General features: G+C 74.7%; 26 protein-coding genes. 9 read left to right on the forward strand and 17 right to left on the reverse strand.

The features are described 5' to 3' along the window. The 7 genes from ACFYO8_RS02120 to ACFYO8_RS02150 form a co-directional block, all read right to left on the reverse strand. Complete coding sequence (locus ACFYO8_RS02120; RefSeq protein ID WP_355047360.1) at positions 1–459, reverse strand: ATP-binding protein; 459 nt, start codon at positions 457–459, stop codon at positions 1–3. A 189-nt stretch (positions 460–648) separates the two neighbouring features. Continuing rightward, positions 649–1,992 carry a pectate lyase gene (locus ACFYO8_RS02125; RefSeq protein ID WP_355047359.1) on the reverse strand — a complete coding sequence of 448 codons (1,344 nt, stop codon included), beginning with the start codon at positions 1,990–1,992 and terminating at the stop codon, positions 649–651. Between the two features lie 28 nt (positions 1,993–2,020). Continuing rightward, positions 2,021–3,187 carry a Gfo/Idh/MocA family oxidoreductase gene (locus ACFYO8_RS02130; protein ID WP_354863801.1) on the reverse strand — a complete coding sequence of 389 codons (1,167 nt, stop codon included), beginning with the start codon at positions 3,185–3,187 and terminating at the stop codon, positions 2,021–2,023. Then, positions 3,184–4,668, reverse strand: a complete 1,485-nt coding sequence (locus tag ACFYO8_RS02135) for a mannitol dehydrogenase family protein (RefSeq protein WP_354863799.1) — start codon at positions 4,666–4,668, stop codon at positions 3,184–3,186. The genes ACFYO8_RS02130 and ACFYO8_RS02135 overlap by 4 nt, the downstream gene beginning before the upstream one ends. Beyond that, positions 4,659–5,960 carry an enolase C-terminal domain-like protein gene (locus tag ACFYO8_RS02140; protein WP_387256656.1) on the reverse strand — a complete coding sequence of 434 codons (1,302 nt, stop codon included), beginning with the start codon at positions 5,958–5,960 and terminating at the stop codon, positions 4,659–4,661. The genes ACFYO8_RS02135 and ACFYO8_RS02140 overlap by 10 nt, the downstream gene beginning before the upstream one ends. After that, positions 5,957–7,390: a glucuronate isomerase gene (gene uxaC, locus ACFYO8_RS02145; protein WP_354863795.1), complete on the reverse strand. Its 1,434-nt coding sequence runs from the start codon at positions 7,388–7,390 to the stop codon at positions 5,957–5,959. The genes ACFYO8_RS02140 and uxaC overlap by 4 nt, the downstream gene beginning before the upstream one ends. A gap of 16 nt (positions 7,391–7,406) precedes the next feature. After that, positions 7,407–8,735, reverse strand: coding sequence for a Gfo/Idh/MocA family oxidoreductase (locus tag ACFYO8_RS02150; RefSeq protein WP_354863793.1), 1,329 nt, complete (start codon positions 8,733–8,735; stop codon positions 7,407–7,409). 241 nt (positions 8,736–8,976) lie between these two features. Here ACFYO8_RS02150 and ACFYO8_RS02155 point away from each other — a divergent pair, with 241 nt between their 5' ends. The 9 genes from ACFYO8_RS02155 to ACFYO8_RS02195 all read left to right on the forward strand — a co-directional run bounded on the left by ACFYO8_RS02155 (position 8,977) and on the right by ACFYO8_RS02195 (position 16,983). Then, positions 8,977–10,023, forward strand: coding sequence for a LacI family DNA-binding transcriptional regulator (locus ACFYO8_RS02155; RefSeq protein ID WP_354863791.1), 1,047 nt, complete (start codon positions 8,977–8,979; stop codon positions 10,021–10,023). A 97-nt stretch (positions 10,024–10,120) separates the two neighbouring features. Continuing rightward, a complete protein-coding gene (locus tag ACFYO8_RS02160) occupies positions 10,121–11,464 on the forward strand; it encodes an ABC transporter substrate-binding protein (protein ID WP_387256658.1) in 1,344 nt (447 codons plus the stop codon). Positions 11,465–11,485: 21 nt separating this feature from the next. Next, the gene (locus ACFYO8_RS02165; RefSeq protein WP_354863787.1) at positions 11,486–12,466 is read left to right on the forward strand and encodes a sugar ABC transporter permease; all 981 of its coding nucleotides are present in this window, start codon (positions 11,486–11,488) and stop codon (positions 12,464–12,466) included. Positions 12,467–12,521: 55 nt separating this feature from the next. Further along, positions 12,522–13,391: a carbohydrate ABC transporter permease gene (locus ACFYO8_RS02170; protein WP_387256660.1), complete on the forward strand. Its 870-nt coding sequence runs from the start codon at positions 12,522–12,524 to the stop codon at positions 13,389–13,391. Further along, positions 13,388–14,059 (forward strand): hypothetical protein, encoded by a 672-nt coding sequence (locus ACFYO8_RS02175; protein ID WP_387256662.1) that lies wholly within the window; start codon positions 13,388–13,390, stop codon positions 14,057–14,059. The genes ACFYO8_RS02170 and ACFYO8_RS02175 overlap by 4 nt, the downstream gene beginning before the upstream one ends. Further along, on the forward strand, positions 14,056–14,931 hold the full coding sequence (locus ACFYO8_RS02180; protein ID WP_354863781.1) for a PmoA family protein: 876 nt from the start codon (positions 14,056–14,058) through the stop codon (positions 14,929–14,931). Before ACFYO8_RS02175 ends, ACFYO8_RS02180 begins: the two co-directional genes overlap by 4 nt. After that, positions 14,928–15,953, forward strand: a complete 1,026-nt coding sequence (locus tag ACFYO8_RS02185; protein WP_354863779.1) for a sugar kinase — start codon at positions 14,928–14,930, stop codon at positions 15,951–15,953. Before ACFYO8_RS02180 ends, ACFYO8_RS02185 begins: the two co-directional genes overlap by 4 nt. Further along, the gene (locus ACFYO8_RS02190; RefSeq protein ID WP_354863777.1) at positions 15,950–16,564 is read left to right on the forward strand and encodes a bifunctional 4-hydroxy-2-oxoglutarate aldolase/2-dehydro-3-deoxy-phosphogluconate aldolase; all 615 of its coding nucleotides are present in this window, start codon (positions 15,950–15,952) and stop codon (positions 16,562–16,564) included. Before ACFYO8_RS02185 ends, ACFYO8_RS02190 begins: the two co-directional genes overlap by 4 nt. A 149-nt stretch (positions 16,565–16,713) precedes the next feature. Beyond that, positions 16,714–16,983 carry a hypothetical protein gene (locus tag ACFYO8_RS02195; protein WP_387256664.1) on the forward strand — a complete coding sequence of 90 codons (270 nt, stop codon included), beginning with the start codon at positions 16,714–16,716 and terminating at the stop codon, positions 16,981–16,983. 116 nt (positions 16,984–17,099) lie between these two features. On the opposite strand, the gene ACFYO8_RS02200 is transcribed toward ACFYO8_RS02195, so the two are convergent. The 10 genes from ACFYO8_RS02200 to ACFYO8_RS02245 are packed head-to-tail and all read right to left on the reverse strand — an operon-like array spanning position 17,100 to position 26,153. Then, positions 17,100–17,864 carry a hypothetical protein gene (locus ACFYO8_RS02200; RefSeq protein WP_387256666.1) on the reverse strand — a complete coding sequence of 255 codons (765 nt, stop codon included), beginning with the start codon at positions 17,862–17,864 and terminating at the stop codon, positions 17,100–17,102. Between the two features lie 18 nt (positions 17,865–17,882). Beyond that, entirely contained in the window at positions 17,883–18,359 is a 477-nt protein-coding gene (locus tag ACFYO8_RS02205) for a hypothetical protein (protein WP_354863773.1), read from the reverse strand. Beyond that, entirely contained in the window at positions 18,356–19,276 is a 921-nt protein-coding gene (locus tag ACFYO8_RS02210; protein WP_387256668.1) for a hypothetical protein, read from the reverse strand. Before ACFYO8_RS02210 ends, ACFYO8_RS02205 begins: the two co-directional genes overlap by 4 nt. Next, positions 19,273–19,965, reverse strand: coding sequence for a phage tail protein (locus tag ACFYO8_RS02215; RefSeq protein WP_387256670.1), 693 nt, complete (start codon positions 19,963–19,965; stop codon positions 19,273–19,275). The genes ACFYO8_RS02210 and ACFYO8_RS02215 overlap by 4 nt, the downstream gene beginning before the upstream one ends. Beyond that, positions 19,946–22,567, reverse strand: coding sequence for a putative baseplate assembly protein (locus ACFYO8_RS02220; protein WP_354863767.1), 2,622 nt, complete (start codon positions 22,565–22,567; stop codon positions 19,946–19,948). The genes ACFYO8_RS02215 and ACFYO8_RS02220 overlap by 20 nt, the downstream gene beginning before the upstream one ends. Continuing rightward, positions 22,564–23,004 (reverse strand): GPW/gp25 family protein, encoded by a 441-nt coding sequence (locus tag ACFYO8_RS02225; RefSeq protein WP_354863765.1) that lies wholly within the window; start codon positions 23,002–23,004, stop codon positions 22,564–22,566. Before ACFYO8_RS02225 ends, ACFYO8_RS02220 begins: the two co-directional genes overlap by 4 nt. Continuing rightward, entirely contained in the window at positions 23,001–23,339 is a 339-nt protein-coding gene (locus ACFYO8_RS02230; RefSeq protein WP_354863763.1) for a hypothetical protein, read from the reverse strand. The genes ACFYO8_RS02225 and ACFYO8_RS02230 overlap by 4 nt, the downstream gene beginning before the upstream one ends. Continuing rightward, positions 23,339–24,910 carry a phage baseplate assembly protein V gene (locus ACFYO8_RS02235; protein ID WP_354863761.1) on the reverse strand — a complete coding sequence of 524 codons (1,572 nt, stop codon included), beginning with the start codon at positions 24,908–24,910 and terminating at the stop codon, positions 23,339–23,341. The genes ACFYO8_RS02230 and ACFYO8_RS02235 overlap by 1 nt, the downstream gene beginning before the upstream one ends. After that, positions 24,907–25,665 (reverse strand): hypothetical protein, encoded by a 759-nt coding sequence (locus ACFYO8_RS02240; RefSeq protein ID WP_354863759.1) that lies wholly within the window; start codon positions 25,663–25,665, stop codon positions 24,907–24,909. Before ACFYO8_RS02240 ends, ACFYO8_RS02235 begins: the two co-directional genes overlap by 4 nt. Next, entirely contained in the window at positions 25,665–26,153 is a 489-nt protein-coding gene (locus ACFYO8_RS02245; protein ID WP_354863757.1) for a hypothetical protein, read from the reverse strand. Before ACFYO8_RS02245 ends, ACFYO8_RS02240 begins: the two co-directional genes overlap by 1 nt. Between the last annotated feature and the right edge of the window lie 59 nt (positions 26,154–26,212).

Genomic DNA, 26,212 nt, shown 5'->3' on the forward strand with positions numbered 1-26,212 from the left:
TTATAGCTGATCTTCGCTAGATCCGGTGCCCGCCTGGCCGCTCACGTCGCCGGTGAGGCGCTTGACCAGGCGTACGCAGGTGCCCTCCGGCGTGCCGACGATGGTGGCCTCGTCCATCACCCGCGCCATGATCAGCCGCCCGCGGCCCCGGTCGCCGGTGTCGTCGCCGTCGGCCGGCCGCCAGCCGCCCTGGTCGCGTATCTCGATCTCCAGCCGGTCGCCGCGCAGCTCGGCCCGCAGCGTGGTGATGCCCTCCGGGGCGAAGCGGTAGCCGTGCTCGATGGCGTTGGCGCACGCCTCGCCGGTGGCGATGAGCACCGTGTCGACGTCCCAGGCGCCGACGCCATGGGCGTGCAGCCAGCCGCGCAGCCGTCCCCGGATGCCGGCGAGCCGGGCCGGGTCGGCCGGCAGGTCGATGGTGAGGACCGGGCCGAGGTCGCCGGATGTCCCACCCGTCACGTCCGGCCCTCCGTCCCGTGCCCGTCCCCGGGCCTGGGCACCCACTCGCGCTGTCACCGCCTGATTCTCACCCTGTTGTCCCCGGTCGCCGCCGGTTCATTCCCCCGGCGGCGATGTCCGTCAGACATGATCATCGCGCATCCGGGCGGGCACGTCAGCCGGTGGCCCGGCAGAGGGCTCGGGCGCAGGTCAGAGCGGCAGCTTCCCGGCACCCGCCCAGGCGTCGACGACGAGCGGGACCAGCGGAGCCGGCAGTGGCCGGGCGGCGCGCAGCGTGGGCGTCCACCCGGCGTCGCCGCCGAGGTCCGGGTCGTGGGCGGCGTTGTACGCGGCGATCAGGTCCACCGGCCGGGCCGGGCGGCCGGCCTGCCGGACCCAGGTGCCCCGCTCGGTGAGCGCGGTGCCGCCCCAGTCGTGGAGCAGGTCGGCCGGGGTGGCGCCGCCGGTCAGCGTGAAGAAGTTGTTCTCCGCGTACAGCGCGGACTGCACGCCGAGGCCGAGGGCGTACGCGAACCCGGGGCCGCCGAGCCGGTAGTGGTTGTTGTGCACGTCGACCTGGCCGAACCGTACCCGGGGCAGTCGTTGCAGCGTGCCGTCGAACAGGTTGTGCCGCACCGTGACGTTGAGCCGGCCCACGTCCGGGCCGACGGTGTTCGAGGAGCCGATCAGCATGACCTTGTCCCGGCCGGTGAAGCGGTTCCAGGACACGGTGACCAGGCTGGCGGTGTGCGTGACGTCCACCGAGCCGTCGTGCACCTGGTAGGGCCGCCCGAAGTAGACGGGCTGGTCGCTGTCCGGGTTGTCGCCGTCGGTGAACGTGTTGTGGTCGATCCAGACGTGCTCGCTGCGCCGTACCGAGATCTGGTCGTACTGGGAGTTCCAGTTGCCGGTGTCGCCGTCGGTGGGGGACCAGGCCGGGAAGCAGTCCCGGGCGTCGGCGAACTCGATGTTGCGGACCATCACGTTGTCCGCGCGGTCGATCATCAGCGTCAGGCCGGCGAGCCGGGCGCCGCGCAGCCCGATGATCGTGGTGTTCGGCCCGACGTTGATCTGGGTCTGCCGGGTCTGGTTGGCCACGGACCGCGCCCGGGCGGCTTCCAGCGGCCCGCTCGGGTTCGTCCGGCCCCAGGTCGCCGGGTCGTACGCGGCCAGGTAGGCGGGCAGCGAGTACTCCGGGTCGGCCAGGTCGGCGCAGTCCAGCGGCGTGCCGTCCGGGCCCTCGAAACCGTCGACGGCACCGGCCACGTACACGATCTTTCCGGTGGCGTCGGCGGCGTTCGTGGCGTTGTCGCCGCCGAGCGCGGCGACCAGCTCGGACCGGGTACGCACGACGTGTACCCGGTCCGGCGCGGCGGCCGACCCGCCGGTGGTGCCGGCGCCGGCGGCGGCCCAGCCGTCGTTCGCGGCGAGGGCCTGGCGGCCGATCAGGCCGGCGGCCCGGGACGGCTCACCGGGCGCGGCCGGCGCGGGCGCGGCGGTAGTGAGGACGAGCGCGGCGGCCAGCGCCGCGACGACTGCGGTTCGGGTGCGCATGACTCGCTCCGTTCTCCTTGAGGGACATTCACCGCACCGGCAGGTCCACCACGTACGGCGGGACCGCCCACGGGACGCCTGCCTCGGACGGCAGCGCGCCGGACTCGGCGGCGGCCCGCAGCACCGCGCCGATGCCCCGCACCATCCGCACCCGGTGCGGGCCGTCGCCGGACACGCGCACCAGGTCCCCGCCGAGCAGCGTGGGAACGGGTGCGTCCCGCAGCGCGTCCAGCACCGCGGTGAACGGCTCGGTACGCGCCACCGGCGCGATCAGCGGTGTGCCGTCCGCGCGGTGGTCGAGCAGGTTCGCCAGCAGCCCCCGACGGCCGGGCACCAACCGTGGGGCGTCGTCGCCGGGTAGGCACAGCCGGTCGGTCGGGTACTCCAGCACGGCCCGCCCCCGTTCCCCGGTGACCAGCACCTCCCCGGCGACGTGTTCCTCGGCGGCGAGGGTGAGCGCGGCCAGCACCGGCGGCCCGGCGTGCGGGGTCAGCCGCAGCACCGTGGTGTCGTCCACCTCGATCGGGCGGACCCGGTAGCGCTCCACCTCGATCCGGGCCGGGCGTACGGGTGCGCCGGTGACCGACGCGGCGACGGCGAGGCACTGCATCAGCGCGTGCGCGAGCGGGTTGGCCAGCGCGCCGTCCAGCGCCGGACGGCCGTCCAGCGACCGCCGTCCGGCCCAGGGGGAGCGGGCGTAGTAGGCGTCCGGGCGGTGCCAGGCGGCGAGCGTGGCGATGCCGGTGACCGGGCCGAGCCGCCCGAGTGTGCCGGTCAGCTCGGTGAGCGCGGCCGAGCCGAGCGCCTGGAAGTTGACCTGCACGGCCCGGCCGGAAGCGGCGGCGGCTTCGGCGAGCGTCACGTGTTCGGCGAGGTCGAGCACCGGCGGCTTCTCCAGCAGCAGGTCCGCCCCGGCGGCGAGCACGTCGAGCGCGATCGGCAGGTGGGTGTGCGGCGGCGTGCAGACCACCACCACGTCCGGCCCGGACGCGGCGAGCATGGCCCGGTGATCGGTGAACACGCCGGCCTCCGGTGGGACCGGCGCGTCCGGTTCGGCCTCCAGCGGGCGCACGTCGACCAGCGCGACCAGCCGCGCCCGCCCGGCGGCGTGCAGCTCCGCGATGGTCCGGCGGTGCCAGCGGCCGTGCCCGTTCGACCCGACCAGCGCCACCCGGGGCGGCGCGTCGCCGGTCACCGGGCGTCCGCCAGTGTGGCCCGCACACCGTGCCGTTCCAGGGCGGTGAGCCAGCCGGTCACGTCGGCGCGGACCTCGTCGTCGGCGGCCAGGTCGGCCGGGAACACCTCGCGCAGCGCGAAGACCGCGTCCACCACCCCGGCCGGGGTGTGCGCCCCGGCCGCGAGGGCGGCACGCAGCCGGTCGGCGAGCGGGTCGTCCAGCGGCAGCGGGCGGCCGTCGTCGGCGTACCCGAGGAGGAACCGCAGCCAGGCGGCCACCACGAGCGCGCTCCACCGCGCGGACCGGCCGGCCGCGCGCAGGTCGGCGATGGTGTGCAGCACCCGCTGCGGCAGTTTCTGCGAGCCGTCCATGGCGACCTGCGTCGTCCGGTACCGGATCGCCGGGTTGGCGAAGCGGGCGAGCACCTGCTCGCCGTAGGCGCTCACGTCGACGTCGGGTGGCGGGGTGAAGCTGGGCGCGATCTCCTCGGCGACCAGCCGCCGCAGCACCGCCTCCAGGTGCGGCAGCGCCAGCGCCTCGGCCACCGTCTCCGCGCCGGCCAGCGCCCCCAGGTACGCGGTGGCCGAGTGCACGCCGTTGAGCGCCCGCAGTTTCAGCCGCTCCCACGGGCCGGCGTCGCCGGTGAGGATCGCGCCGGACCGTTCCCAGGCCGGGCGTCCGCCCGGGAAGTCGTCCTCGATCACCCACTGCGACCACGGTTCGGCGGCGATCGCCGCCAGGTCGGTCACGCCCAGCGCCCGCCGCGCGGTGTCCCGGGTCTCTTCGGTGCTGGCCGGCACGATCCGGTCGACCATGGTGCCGGGGCAGGTCACCGCCGTCAGCACCCGTTCGGCGCTCGCGTCCGGCACCCGGGCCAGCGCGAGGCACTGCTCCACCAGGCCGCGCAGTCGGCGCCCGTTGGCGGGCAGGTTGTCGCAGCAGACCAGCGCGATCGGCCCGGCGTCGGCGGCGGCGCGGGCGAGCAGCCCGCGCACCAGCAGGCCCGGCACGGTACGCGGAGGACGGTCGCTGGTCAGGTCGGCGGTCAGGTCCGCGTCCACTGTCAGCGCGGCGGTCACCGGGTCCATCCGGTACGCCTTCTCGGTCACCGTCAGCGTGACCACCCGGATCGCCGGGTCGGCGAGCAGGCCGACCACCGCCTCCGGGTCGCTCGCGGCGTGCCGTACCCCGGCGAGCGCGCCGACCACCCGGGTGGCCGCGCCCTCGGCGGCGAGCGTGGTGACGCTGAACAGGCAGTCCTGCGCGGCCAAGGCCTCGACCACGTCGGCGCTGCGCGGCGCGACGCCGATGATGCCCCAGTCGCCGCCGGCCGCGCCGACCGCCGCCTCGGTGTGCACCGCCTGGTGGGCGCGGTGGAACGCGCCGACGCCGAGGTGGACGATGCCGGCCGGCACGGTGCCGGGGCGCAGCAACGGCCGGGACTCCGGCGGCAGGCGGCGCAGCGTGGCCAGGCCGAGCCGGTCCGTGGTCAGCGCCATGCCGGCCCGTCCGGGAAGCGGAACTGCGCGATCGACTCCTGGCGCATGGTGGCGCTGTAGCCGGGCACGGTGGGCAGCAGGTAGCGACCGTCCCGGGTGCGGACCGGGTCGGTGAAGTGCTCGTGCAGGTGGTCGACGTACTCGACCATGCGGCCGTCCAGGCTCGTGCCGACCCGCAGGTGGTCGAAGACCGCGAGGTGCTGCACGTACTCGCACAGGCCGACCCCTCCGGCGTGCGGGCAGACCGGCACGCCGAACTTCGCGGCCAGCAGCAGTTCGGCGAGCACCTCGTCCACGCCGCCGACGCGGCAGGCGTCGATCTGCATCACGCCGATCGCCTCGGCCTGGAGCAGCTGCTTGAAGATGACCTTGTTGGCGGCGACCTCGCCGGTGGCGACCCGGCAGCGTCCGCCGGTCAGGTCGGTCACCGCGCGGGCGATCCGGGCGTGCCCGAGCACGTCGTCGGCGTGCGTGGGCTCCTCGATCCAATACGGGTCGACCTCGGCGAGGACCCCCATCGCGGCGATCGCCTCGTCCACGTCCCACACCTGGTTGGCGTCCATCATCAGCAGCGCGTCCGGGCCGATCTCCTCCCGGATGATCCGGGCCCGCCGCAGGTCGTCCTCGATCCGCCCGCCGACCTTCATCTTCATCGCGCGCCACCCCTGCGCGTACGCGTCGCGGGTCAGCGCGCGCACCCGCTCGTCCGGGTAGCCGAGCCAGCCGACCGACGTGGTGTACGAGGGGAACCCGTCGCGTTCCAGCGCGGCGAGCCGGTCGCCGAGCCCGTCGCGTCCCTTGTCCAGGATGGCCGCCGCCTCGTCGGGAGTGAGCGCGTCGGTGATGTGGTGGAAGTCGACTGTCGCCACCAGCTCGTCGGTGGGCGCCTCGGCGAGGAAGCGCCACATCGGCTTGCCGGCCAGCTTGGCGCGCAGGTCCCAGACCGCGTTGACGAGCGCGCCGGTGGCCATGTGGATCACCCCCTTCTCCGGCCCGAGCCAGCGCAGTTGCACGTCGGCGGTCAGCGAGCGCCAGAACGCGACAGGTTCGGCGGCGATCTCGGCGACGGTGCGTCCCCGCACGTGGTGGGCGAGCGCGCGGACCGCCGCGCAGGTGATCTCGTTGCCCCGCCCGTTGGTGAACGTGAACCCGGTGCCGGTCGGGCCGCCGTCGGTGGTCAGCTCCACGTACGTGGCCGAGTAGTCGCCCCGGTTGATCGCGTCCGAGCCGTCGCCGCTGGCGGCGGTGGGGAAGCGTACGTCGTGCACCTCGACGTCGACGATCGTGGTCATGCGGACCCGCCTCCGAACTTGAAGACCTGCTTGGGCAGCCGGTACGCCAGGTCGACGATGGTCTCGGCGGCCTCGTCCTCGCCGAGGCGGTGCTCGGCGACCAGGCGGGCCAGGAAACCGGCGTCGACCCGGCGGGCCACGTCGTGGCGTACCGGGATGGAACAGAACGCGCGGGTGTCGTCGACGAACCCGGCGGTGTTGTAGAAGCCCGCCGTCTCGGTGACCGCCTCCCGGAACCGGCGCAGCACCTCGGGGGAGTCCAGGAACCACCAGGGCGCGCCGAGGCGCAGCGCCGCGTACCCGCCCGCGAGCGGCGCGAGCTCCCTGGTGAACGTGTCCTCGTCGAGCGTGTAGAGCACCACGGTGAGCCGCGGGTCGTTGCCGTGCGCGTCGAGCAGCGGCGCGAGGCCGTGCACGTACTCGGTGGCCTGCGGCACGTCGCCGCCGACGTCGCGGCCGTGCCGGGCGTGCAGCCAGCGGTTGTGGTTGCGCACCGCGCCCGGGTGCAACTGCATGACCAGGCCGTCGTCGAGCGACATCCGGGCGAACTCCAGCAGCATGTGTGCCCGGAACGCCTCGGCGTCGGCGGCGTCGGCCAGGCCGCGCCGCCCCTTGTCGTACAGCGCCGCGGCCTGCGCGGGGCCGAGATCGAGGGTACGGGCGGTGGGGTGCCCGTGGTCGGACGACGTGGCGCCGGCGGCGGCGAACGCCTCCCGCCGTGCCCGCAGCGCGGCCAGATAGCCGGCGTACGTGCCGGTGTCCTCGCCGGAGACCTCGGCGAGCCGGTCCACGTTCGCCGACCAGGTGCCGAACTCCATGTCCACCACGTCGTCCGGGCGGAACGTGGTGACCACCCGGCCGCCCGGCCCGCCCCAGCCGTCGGCGGCGAGCTTGGCGTGCCGGCCCAGGTCGTCGAGCGGCGACTCGGTGGTGGCGAGCACCTCGATGCCGAAGCGCTCGAACAGCGCCCGGGGCCGGAAGCCGGGCTCGGCCAGCCGGGCGGCGAGCGCGTCGTAGACGGCGTCGGCGGTGGCCGGGCCCAGCGGCGTGTCGATGCCGAACACGTTCCGGAACGTCTGCTCCAGCCACAGCCGCGACGGGGTGCCGCGGAACAGGTGCCAGTGCGCGGCGAAGCGCCGCCAGATGGTCCTCCCGTCGGTCTCCACCGGGCTGCCGTCGACACTGGGCACACCCAGGTCGGCCGGGGGTACGCCCTGGCTGAGCAGCATCCGGGTCAGGTAGTGGTCGGGCACGATCAGCAGCCGGGCCGGGTCGGGGAACGGCTGGTCCTCGGCCAGCAGCCCGGGGTCGACGTGCCCGTGCGGGGAGATGATCGGCTGCTCGGCGGCGTGCGCGTACAGCTCGCGGGCCAGGGCGCGCAGGCCGGGCTCGGCGGGCAGCAGCAGGTCGCCGCGGGAGATGATCGGCACAGCGAGGGCTCCTCGGTCAGGGCAGGGTGAGCAGGTCGGCGACCCGGACGGGTGCGCCGGTCTCCAGCGAGCGGTTGGCGGCCAGGCCGGTGAGCAGCGCCAACGCGCCGTCGCGGGCGGTGGCGGCCCGGCCGAGCGGGTCGGGTTCGCCGCCGAGCAGCACCCGGGTCATCCGGGCGTCCGCGCCGCCGTGCCCGCGCCGGGTCCAGCCCTCGACCGGGATCTCCACCGGCGGCGCCCAGAACGGTCGCAGCGTGAGCCGGGCCGCGCCCTGTTCCACGGTGGCCTCGTCGCCGTGCAGCGCCGCGCCCTTGAGCGCCCCGGCCACGGACGGGCTGACGTGGTCGCTCTCGGTCACCTCCAGTTCGAGGCGGCCCCGGCTGCCGTTGACCATCACCCGGTAGCCCTCCCAGGGGGCGTACGCGGTGAGGTGGTAGGTCATCGTCGCGCCGGTGTCGTAGCGGGCCAGCACCGCCATGTCGTCCTCGATGGTCACGCCGGGGGCGAAGACGTTGCGGTCGCGCTGGTAGCCGTCCTCGGCCTCGGCGTCGAGGTACAGCTCGCGCAGCCGCTGGTGGTCGGCCAGGCGCAACGCGAACGGGTCGCCGTCGGCGGCGGGGGAGCCGTGCGCCCGGTCGTAGTCGCGGGCGTAGCCGTGCCGGCGGCCGTCCGCGCCGTAGAAGAACAACCGGCCGTACGCGTGCACCTCGACCGGGCGGGCGTCCAGCCACCAGTTGACCAGGTCGAAGTGGTGCCCGGACTTGTGCACGAGCAGGCCGCCGGAGACGGACTTGTCGCGGTGCCAGCGGCGGAAGTAGTCGGCGCCGTGGCGCACGTCGAGCAGCCACTCGAAGTGCACCGAACCGATCTCGCCGACCGCGCCGTCGGCGAGCAGCCGCCGGAACTGCTCGTGCAGCGGGTTGTAGCGGTAGTTGAATGCGACTGTCACGCGCCGGCCGGTCTCGGCCACCGCGTCCAGGATGCGGCGGCACCGGTCGGCGTCGACTGTCATCGGTTTCTCCACGACCACGTCGCAGCCGGCCCGCAGCGCCGCCGTCACGTACTCGTCGTGGGTGGCGTCCACGCTGGTCACCAGCACCACGTCGACCCGTTCCTCGGCCAGCATGGCGGCGAAGTCGCGGGCGGCGTACGTGGGCACCGGCGGCCGGCCCAGCTCGGCCAGCCAGCGGTTGTGCGCGTCCATCCTCCTCTGGTTGACGTCGGCGAGCGCGACCAGTTCGGCGGTGTCGGCGTGGTCGAGGGCCAGGGCGCGGACGAACATCTCGGCGCGTGCCCCGGCACCCACCAGGGCGTGGCGGACCCGTTCCCGGGCCGGTGGTGACATGTCGTCGGCCTCCCCGGCAGTCGGCTGCAAAGGTTTGCAGCCGAAGAAACCATGACGATGGATGCGTCGTCAACGGTTCCCGGCCAAGCCGTCCCATCCATCCACATTGGTGTGGTTTCACGCGCTCACTGGGACCACCGGCGCAATCGACCCGCAACAATGGACCGTTGACACGGACGCAACCGTTTGCATTAATGGGCGGCACCCGTGACCCCCACCACATCGGACGAGGGAGCCCGCCGTGCCAGCCACCATCCGGGACGTCGCCCGCGCCTCCGGTGTGCACATCTCCACCGTGTCCCGGACGTTCTCGGCCCCGCACCTGGTCAACCCGGAGACCCGGGTCCGGGTGCTGGCCTGTGCGGAGGATCTCGGCTACCGGCCCAACCGGGCCGCCCGGGCCCTCATCACCGGCCGTACGCACAACATCGGCCTGATCGTGGCCGACATCGCCAACCCGTTCTTCCCGCCGCTGATCAAGGCGGCGGAGGGGCAGGCCCGGCACCGCGACTACCACGTGTTCGTGGCCGACACCAACGAGGATCCGGTCGCCGAGGAGGACCTGGTCCACGCCCTGGCCAAGCAGGTCGACGGCGTGCTGCTGTGCAGCCCTCGGATGAGCAACAGCCTGATCGAGCAGGTCAGCCGCGAGGTCCCGGTGGTGGTGATAAACCGTCAGGTCGCCGGCCTGCCCTGCGTGATGATGGACGTCGGGCAGGGCGCCCGGGCCGCGATCGAGCACCTGCTCGGGCTCGGCCACCGCCGGATCGCGCTGCTCGGCGGCCCGCGCGGCTCCTGGACCGCCCGGGAGATGCGCCGCGCCGCGACCGCCGCCGCCCGGGGCGGGGGAGCGGAGCTGACAGTCCTCGGACCCAACCAGCCCACCGAGACCGGCGGCGGCGCCCTGGCCGAACAGGTACGCCGCAGCGGCGTCACCGCCGTGCTCGCCTACAACGACCTGATGGCGATCGGCCTGATCGAAGGGCTGGACGCGCTCGGGTCGCGGGTGCCGCACGACGTGAGCGTCGTCGGCGTCGACGACATCGCGCTGAGCCGGCTCACCCGACCCAAGTTGACGACGGTGGCCACGCCGACCGCGGTCGCCGGCCGGACGGCCGTCGACATGCTGCTGCAACTGGACTCCGACGCGCCGCGCGGCGCCCGGGGCCGGGGCGCGGCGACCGGCGACCGTCGCACCACCGCACAGGTAATGCTCCAGACCGAACTGGTCGTCCGCGACTCGACCGGGCCCGTCCCCGCGCCCGGCCGGGACGGCACCGGAGCCTGACCAGGTGGCCCGGGCCCGCACAGCACTGCGGACCCGGGCGGCCCGTGGACGGTCGCCGGTGACGTCGTCGCCTCCCACATCCGAGGAGTGAGCGCAGATGCACCCCGCAACGTCCCCCACCGCCGGCGCACCCGCCGGGCGGGATCACCGTACCCCCCTGACCCGACGCCGACTCGTCCGCGGCCTGGCCGCCGTCGCGCTCGCCGTGCCGCTCGCCCTGGGCGCGGCGGGCTGCGGCGACGACTCCGCCGGCGGCGACGGCGGCCCGGTCAAACTCTCCGTCTTCTGGTGGGGCGGTGAGGCCCGGGCGAAGCTGACCGAGGACGCCCTGGCCCTCTACACCAAGAAGCACCCCGATGTGACGTTCGAGAAGACCTGGCAGGCCAACCAGGGCTACTTCGACAAGCTCGCCACGCTGACCGCCGGCGGCAACCCGCCCGACCTGTTCCAGATCGACGACAACTACCTGGCCGAGTACGCCGGCCGCAGCACGACGCTCGACCTGGGCAGCTATCGCGACTCCGGCAAGCTCGACGTGTCGAAGTTCCCGAAGAGCCTGCTGGAGTACGGCGTGGTCGACGGCAAGCTCGCCGGGGTCGCCGCCGGGGAGAACACCCAGGGCCTGGTCTACAACAAGACCCTGCTGACGAAGAACGGGCTGCCCGAGCCGACCACCGGGATGAGCTGGGAGGAGCACATCGCCTGGGCCGAGCAGGTGGCGAAGAAGACGAAGGTGCCCGGCACCCAGGATCCGAGCGCCGACTACAAGGCGCTCTGGGTGTGGCTGCGCCAGCAGGGCAAGGATCTGTACAAGGGCAAGGAGCTCGGCTTCACCGTCGAGGACGTGACGAAGTGGTTCGAGCTGTGGAAGGGCGCGCGGGACCGGGGCGCCACCCCGACGCCGGACGTCATCCACGAGGGCAACGCCACCGACATCACCAAGCAGCTCGTGGTCACCGGCAAGGCGGCCACCTCCTGGGTCTGGGCCAATCAGATGCCGGACCTGAAGAAGAACACCAAGGACGAGCTCGGTGTGGTCGCGTACCCGGGTGACCCGAGCGCGCAGTGGGCGCGGGCGTCGATGTACTGGTCGGTGTTCAAGGGCAGCAAGCACCGCGACGTCGCCATCGACGTGATCAACTTCTTGGCCAACGACCCGGAGGCGGTCGCCCTGCTCGGCACCGACCGGGGTCTGCCCTCGAACATGGACCTGCGGGCGAAGGTCAGCGAGACCGCCACCGACCCGGCCATGAAGCAGTCCATCCAGGTCGAGGCCGAGCTGGCGCAGAAGTTCGGCGCCTCGCCCCAGGTGCCGATCAAGGGGCACAGCAAGGTCAAGTCCGAGCTGACCAAGGCCGCCGAGAACGCCCAGTACGGCCGCGCCACCCCGGCTCAGGCGGCGGAGCAGTTCGTCACCGCCTGCAAGTCCGCGATCGCCTGACCCCAGGAAAGGACCGGTCCCGTGGCTCTCACCACGGCGCCCGGCCGGACCCCGCGCACCGGACCGGCCGGCCCCCGCCCCACGCGGCGTCGGGCCGGCCGGGCCCGGCTCGGCGAGGGCCTGGCGGGGTACGTCTTCCTCTCGCCCTGGCTCATCGGACTGATGGGCGTCACGGCGATCCCCATGTTGCTCTCGCTCTGGCTGAGCTTCACCGACTACGACATCCTCACGCCGCTGTCCGAGGTGCGGTGGGTGGGGCTGGCCAACTACGAGCGGATGTTCACCGCCGACCCGTCGTACTGGCACGCGGTCCGGGTCACGCTGACGTTCGCGCTGGTCGCGGTGCCGCTGAAGCTGGCCGCCGCGCTCGGTGTGGCGCTGCTGCTCAACCGCGCCTGGCGCGGCGTCGGGTTGTTCCGCAGCCTGTTCTACCTGCCGTCGTTGCTGGGCGGCAGCGTCGCGCTCGCCATCGTCTGGGTGAACATGTTCAACCGGGACGGCGCCTTCAACTCGTTCCTCGCCCTGTTCGGCGTCGAAGGGCTGCCCTGGGTCAACGACCCGGACTGGGCGCTGGAGACGCTGATGGTGCTGGCGATCTGGCAGTTCGGCGCGCCCATGGTGATCTTCCTGGCCGGGCTCAAGCAGGTGCCCACCGAGCTGTACGAGGCGGCGGCGGTGGACGGCGCCGGGGCGTGGCGGCGCTTCCGCGCGGTCACGCTGCCCATGCTCTCCCCGGTGATCTTCTTCAACCTGGTGCTGGAGACCATCAATGGCTTCCAGGGCTTCACCGCCGCGTTCGTGCTCAGCAACGGCACCGGCGGCCCTGTCGACTCCACGCTGATGTACACGCTGAAGCTCTACATCTCCGGCTTCACCGACCTGGAGATGGGCTACGCGTCGGCGATGGCGTGGGTGTTCCTGGTGGCGATCGGCGTGGTCACCGCCGTCTTCTTCAGCACCGGCCGGTTCTGGGTGCACTACTCGGACGGAGATGACGCGTGAGCGCGAGGAGTGAGCCGGTCCTGCGAGCCCCGCAGTCGCGAACAAAGGAGGCGCTGTGACGGCGCTCGCCACGGCCCGCCGCCGCCCGGGCAGCGGCCGGAACGTCCTGCGGCTCGTAGTGCTCGTCGCGATCGTCGCGGTGGTGCTCTACCCGCTGTTCTGGATGCTCGGCACCTCGGTCAAGTCGCAGGCCGAGATCGCCAACAACGTCGGTCTGCTACCCGAACGGTTCACCCCCGGCAACTACCTCGACGGCTGGGCCAACTTCGACATCAGCTTCGGCCGGTTCTTCCTCAACAGCGCTGTGGTCAGCGTGCTCACCGTCGTCGGCAACGCGCTGTCCTGCCTGCTCGCCGCGTACGCCCTGGGCCGGCTGCGGTTCCGGCTGCGCAAGCTGTGGTTCACCGTCATGGTCGGCACGCTGCTGCTGCCCGGGCACGTGCTGATCGTGCCGCAGTACATCCTGTTCCGCAGCCTCGGCCTGGTCGGCGGCGACTGGCCGTACCTGCCGCTGCTGGTGCCGCAGTTCCTGGCCACCGAGGCGTTCTTCGTCTTCCTCATGGTCCAGTTCATGCGCGGCATCCCGCGTGAGCTGGACGAGGCGGCCACCATCGACGGCGCGTCCCCGTACGGCGTCTTCCGGCACGTCATCCTGCCGCTGAGCCGCCCGGCGCTGGTCACCACGGCGATCTTCTCGTTCATCTGGACCTGGAACGACTTCTTCCGGCAGTTGGTGTTCCTGTCCAGCCTGGAGGACTACACGGTCCCGGTGGCGCTGACCCTGTTCATCGACTCGACCAGCCAGAGCGCTGTCGGCCCGATGTTCGCCATGTCGGTGCTGTCCCTGCTGCCGGTGTTCCTGTTCTTCCTGGCCTTCCAGCGGATGCTCGTCGAGGGCATCAACACCAGCGGGCTGAAGGGATGACCGCCGTGCCCGCCGCCATCGACACCGTGCCCGCCGACCCCGACACCGTGCCCGTCGAACCCGACACCGGGCCGGCCCACGCCGGCTGGCGGGACACGCTGCGCGAGGCGACCGACCTGGCGTTGCTCGGCTTCGCCGTGGCGCTCACCGCGCTGCCGGTGCTCACGCTCGCCCCGGCGCTCGCCACCGCCGCCGCCGCGCTGCACGACAGGTCGGTCACCGGCGCCTGGCCCGACGCGCGGACCAGCCTCACCCGGTTCGGCCGCGCGCTGCCGGCCGGGGTTGCGGCCGGCGCCGTCGCCCTCGCCGCCGCCGGGCTGGTCGCCGCCGACCTGGTCGCGCTCGCCACCGGCCGGGTGCCCGGCGGCGGGCCCGCGCTGACGCTCACCGCCGTCGTGGTGGCGGCCCTGCTCGGGTACGCGGGGCTGGTCACCGTCGCGGTCGGCCGCACCGGCAGCCGGGGCTGGCGGGCGGCAGCACGCCGGGTGGCGCGCGCCTGCCCGGAGCGCCCCGGCGTGTGGGCCGCCGCCTCCGGCGTCTGCGCGTTGGCAGTTCTGCTGGGCGTGCTGGTCACGCCGGTCGCGGTGCCGATCCTCGGCGGGTACGCCCTCGCCGCGCTGCACGCGCTGGACGCCCGCCGCCCGGTCGCCGCGCCGGAGCCGTCGTGACCGCCGCCGCCGGGTCCTTCGAGGCCGAGGCCGAGCAGTGCTTGATCGTCGGCGGCGCCGAGGTGGCCCGGTACGTGGTCCGGCCCGACCTGGACCCGCGCCACGGGCCCCGGCCCTACCTGCACCCGGTGCGTACCCGGGCCGGCGCCCCGGTCACCGACGCGCTCCCGGCCGACCACGTCTGGCACCTCGGCGCCTCACTGGCCGTGCAGGACGTGGACGGCGCCAACCTGTGGGGCGGCCGGACGTACGTCCGCGGCACCGGCTACACCTGGCGCGACGACCACGGCGTCATCGCGCACACCGGCTGGCGGGAGCGGACCGCCGACCGGCTCGACCACGACCTCGAATGGCGTGACCGGCACGGCCGGGTGCTGCTGCGCGAGCACCGGCGGATCATCGCCGCACCGGCCGGGGAGGACGCCTGGTGGCTGGACCTGTCCGCCACGCTCACCTCCGCCACCGGCGCTGACGTGCACCTGGGCAGCCCGGCCACGAACGGCCGCCCGGGCGGGGCCGGGTACGGCGGCTTCTTCTGGCGGGCGGCGGCCGACGGGGAACCGCTGGTGCGCACCGCCGAGGCGGAAGGCGAGGAGACGGTGAACGGGTCGGCCGCGCCCTGGCTGGCGTTGTCCGCCTCAGCGCCCGGCGGTGGCGCGTACACGCTGGTGTTCACCGGTCTGGGGCCGGGCGACAGGTGGTTCGTGCGCACCGCGATGTACCCGGGCGTCTGCGTCGCGTACGCGTTCGACAGTCCGGCCGTGGTCGCCGCCGGACGGCCCCGGCACAACCGGCACCGGGTGCTCGTCGCCGACGGCCACCTCGACCCGGCCGACGTGCCGGCCCGGGTGGACGCGGCGGTCGCCCGGTGAGCGAGCCGCTCGGTTCCGGCGCCGCTGTCGCGGGCCGAGGCCGCGCCCGGGGCGGGCCGGAGGTGGTCTGCGTGGGCGAGACCATGGTGATGCTCGCCCCGGCCGACGGCGGGCGGCTGGAGCACGCCACGCGGCTGACTGTCGGCGTGGGTGGCGCGGAGTCCAACGTGGCGGCCGGGCTGGCCCGTCTCGGGCACCGCGCTGCCTGGGTCAGCCGGGTCGGCGACGACCCGTTCGGCCGGCGGGTGGTGGCCGAGGTCGCCGCCGCGGGCGTGGACGTCTCCCTGGTCACCGTCGACCCGGACGCGCCGACCGGGCTCTATCTGAAGGACCCGGGGCCGGGCGGCACCCGCGTGCACTACCACCGGGCCGGATCGGCCGCGAGCCGCCTCGGCCCGGCCGACCTCGGGCGTTCCGGGCCGGCCGGTGTGCGCCTGCTGCACCTGTCCGGGATCACCGCCGCGCTCTCCGGCACCTGCCGTGACCTGCTCGTGTCCGCGCTGGACGGGCGGACGCTGCCCGGCGCCCGGGTCAGCTTCGACGTGAACCACCGCCCGGCGCTCTGGCCCGCCGGCCGGGCCGGCCCGGCCCTGCGCGACCTGGCCGGCCGCGCCGACGTGGTGCTGGTCGGGCTGGACGAGGCGGCCGTGCTCTGGTCGGCGGACGATCCGGCCGCCGTCCGCGACCTGCTGCCCGGCCCGGAACTGGTGGTGGTCAAGGACGGTCCGGTCGGCGCGACGGCGCTGCCGCGTACCGGGCCGGCGGTGTTCGTGCCGGCGCTGCCGGTGGACGTGGTGGAGCCGGTCGGTGCCGGGGACGCGTTCGCCGCCGGGTTCCTCTCCGGGCTGCTGCGCGGCCTCGACCTGCGAGCCTGTCTGCGGCTGGGGCACCTGACCGCCGCGCCGGTGCTGGCCGTGGCGGGCGACACCGCGCCGCCGCCGGACCCGGAGACGATCGCGCGTGCGCTGGCGCTGTCGGAGACGATGTGGACCGCGCAGGTCAGCGGAGGGAGCGGGAGATGAGCGGGCACGACTTCGAGGCTCTGTTCGGCGACGCGCGGGTGATGGTGATCCTGCGCGACCTGCCGCCGCAGGAGACGGTCCGGCTGGCGGAACTGGCGTGGGATCTCGGCATCGCCGTGGTCGAGGTGCCCATCCGTACCCCGGAAGCGGTGCCGGCGCTGCGCGCTGCCGTGACAGCGGGACGGCGGCGGGACCGGATCGTCGGCGCGGGCACCGTGCGCACCCCGGCGCAGGTCGGTCAGGCGGTGGCCGCCGGGGCGGCGTTCACGGTGGCGCCGGGCCTGGACCTGGCGGTGGCCGACGCGGCGGCCGGTCTCGGCGTGCCGCACCTGCCCGGCGTGGCCACCCCGACCGAGGCTCTGCGGGCACTCGACCACGGCCTGGTGTGGCTCAAGGCGTTCCCGGCGGTCAGCCTCGGCCCGGCGTGGTTCCGCGCGGTCGCCGGCCCGCTGCCGGAGGCCCGGTTCGTGGCCACCGGCGGTGTCGACGCCGGCAACGCGGGTGACTTCCTCGCCGCCGGGGCGCGCGTGGTGGCGGTCGGGTCGGCGCTCACCGATCCGGCGCAACTGCCGCGCCTGGCCACGCTCGCGACCGGCGGCGCCGTCACCTGACCGTCGCGTGGCGGGTCCGGTGGCACGACGGCCGTATCGTCGTAGCCGACACCAGGATCCGGCGGCCGAGGAGAACCTGATCCGTGCTCTTGCCAGGCATGCCGACGGCGTGCCGCTGTCCGGCCCTCTGTCCCGGCGGTTGCTGCTGCGTGGCCTACTGGCCGACGTACTGGTCGGTGCACAGCCGCAGCAGGAAGAAGGACGTCGCGGTCGATGTCATCAACTTCATGCTCAACGATCCCGAAGCGGTCGCCCTGCTGGGCACCGACCGGGGCCTGCCGCCCAACGCCGACCTGCGCGCCAAGCTCAGCGAGACGGTCACCGACCCGGCCCTGAAGCGGTCCATCCGGTTCGAGTCGGAGCTGGCGAAGACGTTCGGCGACGGCCCGCGACCCCGCTGGACGGACACCGCACTGTGAAGTCCGAGCTGGTCAAGGCCGCCGAGAACGCCCAGTCCGGCCGGGCCACCCCGGCCCGGGCGGCGCAACAGTTCGTCGCCGCCGCCTCGGCCGCGATCGCCTGACCGGACGCGCGGTCACCGGACCGTACGGCCGGACGTGGTGGCGGCGGTCCGGACCGCCTTGACGATCGCCGGAATCGACCCGATCAGCAGCACCAGCGCCCAGATCAACGCCACCACGGCGAACACCACGGCGCCCAGGTCGTCGAGGATGCTGACCAGGATCACCGGCACCAGGCCGTGCAGGAACTGCAGCACCACAGTGCACAGCAGTGTGGTCAGCGCCAGCAGCACCAGCCCTTTGTTGCGCAGGAACCGGGGCTCGGCGGCGAGCAGCAGCGCGGCCCAGACCAGTTTGAGCAGCAACGCCAGCCCGAGCAGCACTGCCGCGTCGTCGACCGGGAAGAACCCCCAGACCGCGAGGTACGCCAGCGTGCCGAACGGCGGCGCCAGGAACAGCGAGACCATCACTGTCAGCTCGACGAACGCGACGATCAGCAGGACCAGCGACACCAGCAGCAGCACGATCGAGAAGACGAGCGTGGCCACGCCCTGCACCCGGCCCTGGACCCGGTCCGGCAGCACCAGGCTCAGGCAGAACAGCCCTGTCGTCCACAGCGCCACCACGTCGATCAGCGCCAGGTAGCCGATGCCCCGCCCGGACGGCTCGGACACCGCGCCGACGTCGCCCAGCTCCACGCCGAGCTGCCCGGCGCTGCCCCGCAGCGCGCCGCTCGCGTCGCCGCCGCCGGTCAGCGCCGCCGCGCCCAACTCCACGCCCACCACCAGCGCCACCGCGAACAGCGCCAGCAGCAGGAACGGCTTGCGCAACTCACCCATTCCGCGTCTCCGTCCCGGTCAGGACCGGGCCAGCGTGACCGAACATCCGCCACCTCCCGGACACCGCAGGAGCACCTCGGTCTCCCGGTCCACGGCCACCTTCGCCACCGCCGGGCCGTCCGCGTCGGGGGCGACCTCGTCGGTGACTGTGACGTCCGCGTCGCCGGGTGCGGGGGCGGTCACCTCGAACGGTGTCGTACCGCGCAGCACCAGCGTGCGCAGCGCTCCCGGGTCGGCCACCCGCAGCCGGCACGCCGTGCCGAAGGCGAGCGTCACCCCGTCGGCGGTGGTGGCCGGATCGGCGGCCGGCGGCAGGCACGTCACCGCCACCGTCGCCGGGTCCACCGTCCCGGTCCCGCGTCCCAGCCGGGCCAGCGCCCCCGGCCCGCCCGCCGGGTCACCCGGGTCGTCGCGGCGCCCGGCCACCGCCACCACGTACAGCGCCACCAGCAGCACGGCCACCGCCACCAGCAGCACCTTCTGCTTGGTGCTCATGGCCGGACGACGGGCGTGAAGCGGATCTCGTCCACCCCGGCGAAGTACCTGTCGGTGCCCTGCGTCTTGCTCACCGCCACCAGCATCAGCGTGTGCGGCCCGCGGGTCAGCGCCACGGTGCCCACGTCCACCTCGTCGGTGCGGACCACGGTCGGGCTGAACCCGAAGAACGTGTCGCCGACCTGCCGGCCGTCGATCAGCCAGATCGTGTTCGCGTAGTCGAACGAAATGGTGCGCACCGTGGAGAACCGCCACGTGCCGTCGGACGGCACGTCCACCCGCACCGTCACCCGGTCACCGACCGCCCGGCCCAGGAAGAACAGCTGCGCGCCGCCGGACCACTCCACGTCGCAGCAGTTCTCCTGCGCCACCACCTCCGCCTTCACGGCGCCGGTGGACTGCACCGCCGCGCCGGAGACGAGCGTCTCCGCCTCCACCGCGACCGCACCGGCCTGCGGGGGCACCGGGGTGTCCGGTCCGCGGGTCACCAACCAGGCCACCACCCCGGCCACGACCAGCACCAGCGCCGCGGCGGCCGCGATCCACGGCCACGGCGCGCGCTTCGGGGGTACGACGGCCCGCACGTCGTACGTGACCCGGCCGCTGGATCGGGAACTCTCCTCCGGTGCGGTGTTCGCCGAGTACGCGAACCCGGTCATGTCGTAGCGCCGGGGCGGCGTGCCCGGCGGCACGGTGAGCCGGACCAGGAACGACACCGAGCCCTGCCCGGGCACCACCCGCTGCGGCTCGGCCACCGTGAACCAGGCCCGCTGGCTGCCCTCCCCGGGCGCGACGTCGAAGACGACGGTGTCCGGCGCGGTGCCCGGGTTCGACACGGTGAACGTCAGCTCACCGGCGTTGCGGGCGTCCAGTGTGAACTGTTCGGCGGCGGCGACGACTGTCCATTCGGTGGTCATGACGGCTCCTCGGGCGACTCGTGGGGCAGGGGTGCGGGGACGTGTGCCCGGCCGACCGCGCGCACCGTCGCCACCCCGGCGGCGGGCTCGGCGGCGTCCGGCGTGGGGTCGGGCGGGACGGGTTCGGGCGGTCCTGCGGCCGCCGGGCCGGTTCCGTCCGGCGCCGGGTCGAGGCGCGTGTCGGCCGGGGTGGCGACGACCTCGACGGTGACCGCCGCCGGTTTCTCCGCCTCGACGATGCGGGTGACCAGCGCGAGCCGGTCGGCGGCGGCCGGTGGCACCCGCACCACCAGGTGGAACGGCCGCTCGGGCGGCTCGTCCAGCACGAACCCGGTCACGCCGGTGGCCAGCTCCAGCGCGGTCCGCATGCCGTACGGGGTGCCGCGCCAGCGGGCCAGCAGCGCGCCGTGCGCGACCAGGTCCCGCAGCCGGCCCACCGGCAACGGCAGCGGAGCGTCGGCGCGGGGCGCGGCGACCACGTGGTCCATCGCCACCCAGCGGGTCAGGTACGCGACGAACCCGTCCGGCGTCCGGTACGGCCCGAACAGCGCGTCGACGTCGGCGAGCACCGCCTCGTCCGGCGCGTGCAGCGCCTCCATCACGTCCAGCAGCGCGCCCAGCACGCTGCCCGGCCCGGCGGCCCGCTGGTACGCGGCGGGCAGCAGCCGCTCAATCGCCGCTCGGCGCATCCTGCCGCACCACCTCGATGTCGTGCTCGCCGGAGCAGAGCAGCCAGGTGCCGGGGACGGTGACCACATCGGCGGTGGCCTGGTTGGCGCTCGCCGTCCAGTCCGCGCCGTCGCCGCTGCGGAACACGCCGCGCTCGCCGCCGGCCAGCACGAGCCGGCCAGTGCCGGACGTGCCGGTGGGCGCGGTGGCGGCGATGGCGTCGACCGGGACGAACCGGGTCCGGTCCCGCAGCGGCAGGCCGCAGTTGACCATCACCGGCGACCACTGCGGCTGCCCGGCGAGCGTGTCCAGCCGGACCACGCCGCCGCTCTGCGTCGCGGCGAGCGCGAGCGGGCCGCTGAACGCCAGGTCCCGGCAGGTGCCGCCGATCCAGCCGGACGCCATCGACTGCCACTTCACGTCGGACTCGAACAGCCGGGTGCGGTGGCAGCCCTGGCCGGGCTTCTTCGGGTCCGGCTCGCCCGCGCCGCACCACAGCAACGTGGCCGGGCCGTCGTACTGCACGGCGAGGACCCGGTTGTCCACGTTGGCGAGGCCGACGTGGGCGAACGTGCCGGGCCGTCCCGCAGCGGTGGACAGGTACACCCCGAATCCGGCCTGCGCGGCCACCGCCACGCCGGGTGCGCCGCGTTCCGAGACGAACGAGCGCACCGCGTAGAAGCCCCGATCCGCGTCGGCCGGGTCGACGAGGATCTGCAACGGCACCGCGCCCGGTAGCAGCGGCACCTCGTACAGCCCGGTGTCGGTGGCCAGCAGCAACGCGCCGGTGCCGTCCCGGTCGATCCAGGCCAGGTCGCGGACGCCGGAGTCGAGGTCGGTCAGCAGCGTCCACGTCTCGCCCAGGTCGGTGCTCAGCCGGACCCGGGAGCCGCCGGCGTCGCGGGTGGTCACCACCGCCACCGAACCGGCCCGGGGGACGACGCCGGGGCGTACCGGGGCGGGCGCGGGAACCACCCGGACCACGGTCTCGCCGTCGAACCGGCCGGCCGGCTCCCAGCCCGCACCGGCGTTCGTGGAGCGGAACAGCACCGGCCCGCCGCCCGCGTACCAGGTGTCGGCCTGGTACTGGTCCACCGCCACGGTCCGCACCTGCGCGTCGGGCGCCTCGTCGACCACGAACCGCACCGACTCGACGTAGCGCACGCCCGGCTCGGCGTGCTCCAGCATCCGGTACACGTTCGAGGCGCGCAGCGGCTCCCCGAACGCCCACCCGGCCGGGTTCAGCGGCGTGGGCAGCGGGCTGAGCGTCTGGTGCAGCCGGTCGTGGATGCGACGGCGCACGGCGTCCACGTCCTCCTCGCGACGGACCACCACCCGGGCCTGGATGGACACCGCCTTGTAGCGGGCCCAGCCCGCCCGAACCGCCGTACCGAGGGCGCGGCGGCGTTCCAGGTCCGCCTCGACCCGCCGCCGGGCCTCCTCCACCGCGTGCTCACGCAGCACCGCCACCGGCAGCCGCCCGCCGGGACGGGCCGCCTCCGGCACGTACGGCACCAGCACCACCTCGACCTCGCCGGGCCGGGCGAAGCTGTAGACGGCGGCCCGGGTGAACGCCCGCGCCCGCGCCACCGCCCCGGAGCCGGTGGCCAGGATCTCGAAGTCCCGGGCGGTCACCGCGCGTTGCTGGGCGAAGAACTCGTACGGCCCGCGCGCCAGCACCGACTCCAGCGACTCCAGTTCCCGGCCGCCGGTGGCGGGCTCCGGGTTGTCCACGGTCACCCCGGGCAGCGGGTCGCGCAGGCTGGTCAGCACGCCCGCCGCCACGTTGCCGGCCGGCCCGCCGCCGCAGCGGTACCACAGCCGCACCTGCCGCCCGGCCGGCGGCGCCGCCGCCACCGTGGTCACCCCGGCCGACCCCTCGACGGCCGGGGCGCCCTCGTCCGGGCGCAGGTCCAGCGCCGGGGCGAACGTGACCACCCCGGAGGCCCGGTCCACCAGGTAGACCTTCGCCTGCGCGCCGACGCCGGCGAAGCTGTCCACCGGCCGCCAGATCTCGTACGTGCGCCCCTCGTGCTCGCGGGCCGCCGCGCCCAACTCGACCGAACCGGCCGGCACCTCCACCCCGAGCAGCAGGTCGAGCGCCTCGGTGGTCCGCGTCAGCGGCGCGTGGGCGGCCCGGAACACCTGACCGGGCTGCCCGGTGCCGGTGCCCAGCAGCTCCGCCTCGACCGGCTCGCAGTGGTGCACCCGTACCGTCGTGGTGGTCTCCCCGGCGGGTAGCACCGCCGGTTCGGTGGTCACGAAGACGACCGGCCGGCTGTCGGCGCCGCGGGCCGCGGCGACGCGGGTGCCGGCCGGCACCCGCACCGGGCCGTGGTCCGGGCCGGTGCGGGTCAGGCGCACGTCCGCCCAGGCCGCCGCAGGTGGGTGCCGGGTGACGCCGAGCAGGTTCAGGAACGCGACGTACGCCTTCTCCGGCAACTGGTTCAGCCGGTAGATCATCACCTCGGTCAGGTAGGCGAACGCCTCCAGCAGCGCCATGCCCGGATCGTGCGCGGACAGGTCGGTCCAGTCCGGGCAGGACCGGGCGATGCGTTCCCGCGCCTCGGTGACCAGGTCGAGGAAGGCGCGGTCGTCCAGGTGCGGCACCGGCAGCGTCATGGCGTGCCCTCCTCGTCTGCGGTCTCCTCGTCGGCGGGCAGCAGGTCGACGGAGAACACCAGGTGGCCGGGGGAGAGGCTGGCCCGGATCCGGTAGTCCAGCCGGATCACCAGCCGCCACGGGTCGTCCGGGTCGGGACCGGCGTCCACGTCCAGCACCTCCACCCGGGGTTCCCAGCGCCGGATCGCCTGCCGCACGTAGTGGATCGCCAGCCCGGCGGTGGTGTCGTCGTTCGGCGCGAAGATCAGCCGGTGCAGCCGCGACCCGTACCCGGGACGCATCAGCCGTTCCCCGGGCGTGGTGGACAGCAGCAGGTACAGCGCCTGGCGTACCGTCTCGTCGCCGTCGGTCATGGCGAGCCCGCCGGCGGCGGTGAGCGCGAGACCACCGGCGCGGCCGGCGTCGAAGCCGGCGCCGACGAAGCGGAACGCCCTCACGCGTCCGCCCCCAGGAATCCCTGCCGCACGTCGCGGACCTGGTGGTGCACGGTGCCCGGCGGGGTGCCGTCGGTGAGCCCGTCCAGGTGCGACAGCACCACCGGCTGCCGGTCCACCCGCACCCACGTGCTGTAACCCACAGTGACGGTCAGCGTGTGCAGGCACGGCTTGACCGTCGGGCCGTAGTTGGGGCAGGCGGTGATGTCGCGCCCCTCCGGGTCGGGCCGCACCAGCACCGGCACACCCCGGACGGTGACCCAGTCCTGGGACGGGTGGTTGCGCACCCGCCCGTCGTGCCCGCAGGTGATCAGCGAGTCGCGGTGGATCCAGCGCATCAGCCACCTCCGGCGGAACGGGCGAGGGTACGGGCCTGCGCGGCAGCGGTCTCGGCGTCCTCGGCCGCCGGGGCGTGCAGGAAGTCCACGGTCCGGCCGCGCACCACGACGGCCCGGCCGGGCGCGGAGAGCACCAGGTCACCGGCCGCGTGCACGGTGGTCAGCTCGGGGCGCAGCTCGACGAAGCTGCCCGCGTCGGTGGCCAGCCGCAGCGTCCGCCCGTCGTCGTCGATCACGATCGACTGCCCGGTGCCGGTCCGCATCGACCAGCGGCGCGAGCGCCCGGACACGATCCCGGTGTCGTACGGCTCGACCGCGCCGAACAGCGAACCGAGCACCACGCCCGAGGCCGGCTCGCCGCCGGGCAGCGCCACCAGCACGGTGTCGTCCGGGTCGGGAAGCGCGACGATCCCCTTGCCCCGGCCCGCGCCCGGGCAGAGCACCGCGAGCCAGCCGGCGTCGAGGTCGCCGTACGCGGGGAGCGCCACCCGGGCCCGGCCCAGCCCGTCCGGGTCGTCGACGTCGGTGACGGTGCCGAGCGTGACGGTCGCCGCCGGTGGCGCGGCCGTCGGTGGCGGGCCGGGTGGCACGGTGGAGAACCGGCTCAGGTGCCCGTCCGCGTCCACCGTGTGCACCACTTCGGTGAGCACGTACACCCCGGCGACCGGCTCCGGCACACCGGCGAGGGTGATCCGCCGCCCGGGCCGCAACGCCGGGTCGCCCTCGGCCGTGCCCTCGGCGGTGACCAGCGCCGCCACCCGGGCGTCCAGTCCGGCCTGGGCCAGCGCGGCCAGCTCGTCGTCGCTGCGGCCGGGCTGGTCGACGGCCGTGCGGACGCCGTCCGCGCCGACGTCGCAGGGGTCCGGGCGCAGCGGGATACGCCGGCCGCTGCGCGCCTCGTCGGCCCGCTGGCCCAGCGGCTCGGCGCGTTGCGGATGCCAGCCCAGTACGGCGCACTCCGCGCCCGCCCGGTCCAGGTTCTCGGTGACCCGCAGCGCGTGCACGGTCTCGCCGAGCGTCAGCGACAGCGGCTCCCCGTACCCGTCCAGCGTGAACAGCCGTACCCGGTCGCCGTCCACGCTCAGGTGCAGCCCGGCCCGGCCGGCCACCTCGCACAGCAGGTCAAGGTCGGTGTGCCGGTGCTGGAGCAGCCGGTCCAGGCGCGGCCCGTCGTCCTCGGCCGCCACGCTCAACCCGAGCCCGGCGCACAGCTCGGCGGCCAGCTCGGTGGCGGTCACCGACTCGAACACGCGCAGCTCCTGCCGCTTGCGCAGCCGGTGCAGCGGGTCGTACGCCCGGATCCGGGCCAGCGCGGCGCCGTCACCGGCGTACTCCCGCTCGACCGCTGTGACCTCGCCGGTGAACAGCGCCTCCGCCTGCCCGTCGAGGCGCACGCCGACGGTGGCGCCGGGGCGTACCGGCGGGTCGAACGGGCCCGCGCCGGGGGCGGCGGTGAGCGTCAGCTCGCACTGCGCCGGCCGGTCCAGCCGCGCGGCGACGCGGATGCCGCGCAGCCGGGACGGGTCGGCCAGCGGCCGGCCGTCGATGGTCACGAGGGCGGCCCGGCTCACGGTGTGCCTCCCGTCGTGGCGGCGTCGGGCGGGACGATGACGGCGCCGGCCGGGGGTACCGCGAGTGCGGTGCCGGCCGGCACCGTGAGCGGGTCGGTGATCCGGTTGTGCTCGGCGAGCAGCCGCCAGCGCAGCGGCGAACCCAGCGCGTCGTGGGCGAGCAGGTCGAAACGCACCCCGGACCAGCCCGGCTCGGCCGCCCCGTCGGCGGCGGCGACCACCGCCGACCCGGGCGCGACAGCGGGTGTGCTCGCCGCGGCCAGTTCCTCCTCGAACCCGGCGCGCGCCGCCTCCGCGCCCTCCGCGACCCGGACCAGCTTCAGCCGCAGCCACGACCGCCGGGGCGTACCGGTGAGCGTGAACGCGTCGAAGCGTTCCGCGATCGCGGTGATCACGCCCGGGACGTTCCAGGTCTTGCCCCAGACCAGGCGGACCAGCGGCGGGCGCAGCCAGCCGTGTTCGACAGTGGAGTTCTCGGCCAGCAACCACAGCGGCCGGGTCAGCGCGCGCACGTCTTCGGGCCGGGCCGGGGACTCCACGAAGTCCACGTCGAAGAGCAGGTCCAGCACCAGTTCGGTACGCCCGCCGCCGGTGAAGACCAGCGGGTCGTCGGCCAGCCCGGCGCCGGTGAGCGCCCCGTCGGGCCCGCCGCGCGGGCGTACCCCGGCCAGCCGGGTCACCCGCACGGTCTCGGGGTTGAGCAGGCAGTCGACCCGGGTGCCGGACTCGTCCACGAGGAAGGCGACGCGCTCCATCAGTCACCCGCCTGTTCCCGGTCCAGCCGCGCCGTGTCACGCCACGGCGTGGCCCGCTCGGGAAGCCATGCCGGTTCGGCCGGGAGCGCCGGCCACGGGTCCGCATGTGTTCCGCGGTCGTTCTGGCCCGCGCCGGCCGCCACCGGGTCCGTCGTCCGGGCCGGGCCGGTGTCGTCCGGCAGGGCCGGCCACGGGCTGGCCCGCCCGGGTCGCTGCCACAGTCGCGCCCGGAACTCGCCGTCGCGCGCCGGGTCGTGCCCGTTCGGGTACGGCGAGCCGGCCGCCCGCCCCGGGTAGTGGCCGCCGGTCCGGTCCTGACCGGTTCCGTGGCCGCCGGCGCGTGTGGCCGGTGCCGGCCGCGTGGCCGGTGACGCGGCCGCGAAGACGAGCGGGAGCACGTCTCCCGGGCTGAGCCGCCGGTCCACCCCGGTGGCCACGGCCAGGTGCCGTTCACGGCCGGGAGGCGCCAGATCCCGGAGTACGCCCACCCGGTCCTCGCCGGATTCGGGCCCCCGCTCGGGCGGTGACGGCCGGCCCGATCCGGTGG

The sequence above is a fragment of the Micromonospora sp. NPDC005257 genome (assembly GCF_042872445.1).
In the GTDB taxonomy this organism is placed as follows: domain Bacteria; phylum Actinomycetota; class Actinomycetes; order Mycobacteriales; family Micromonosporaceae; genus Micromonospora.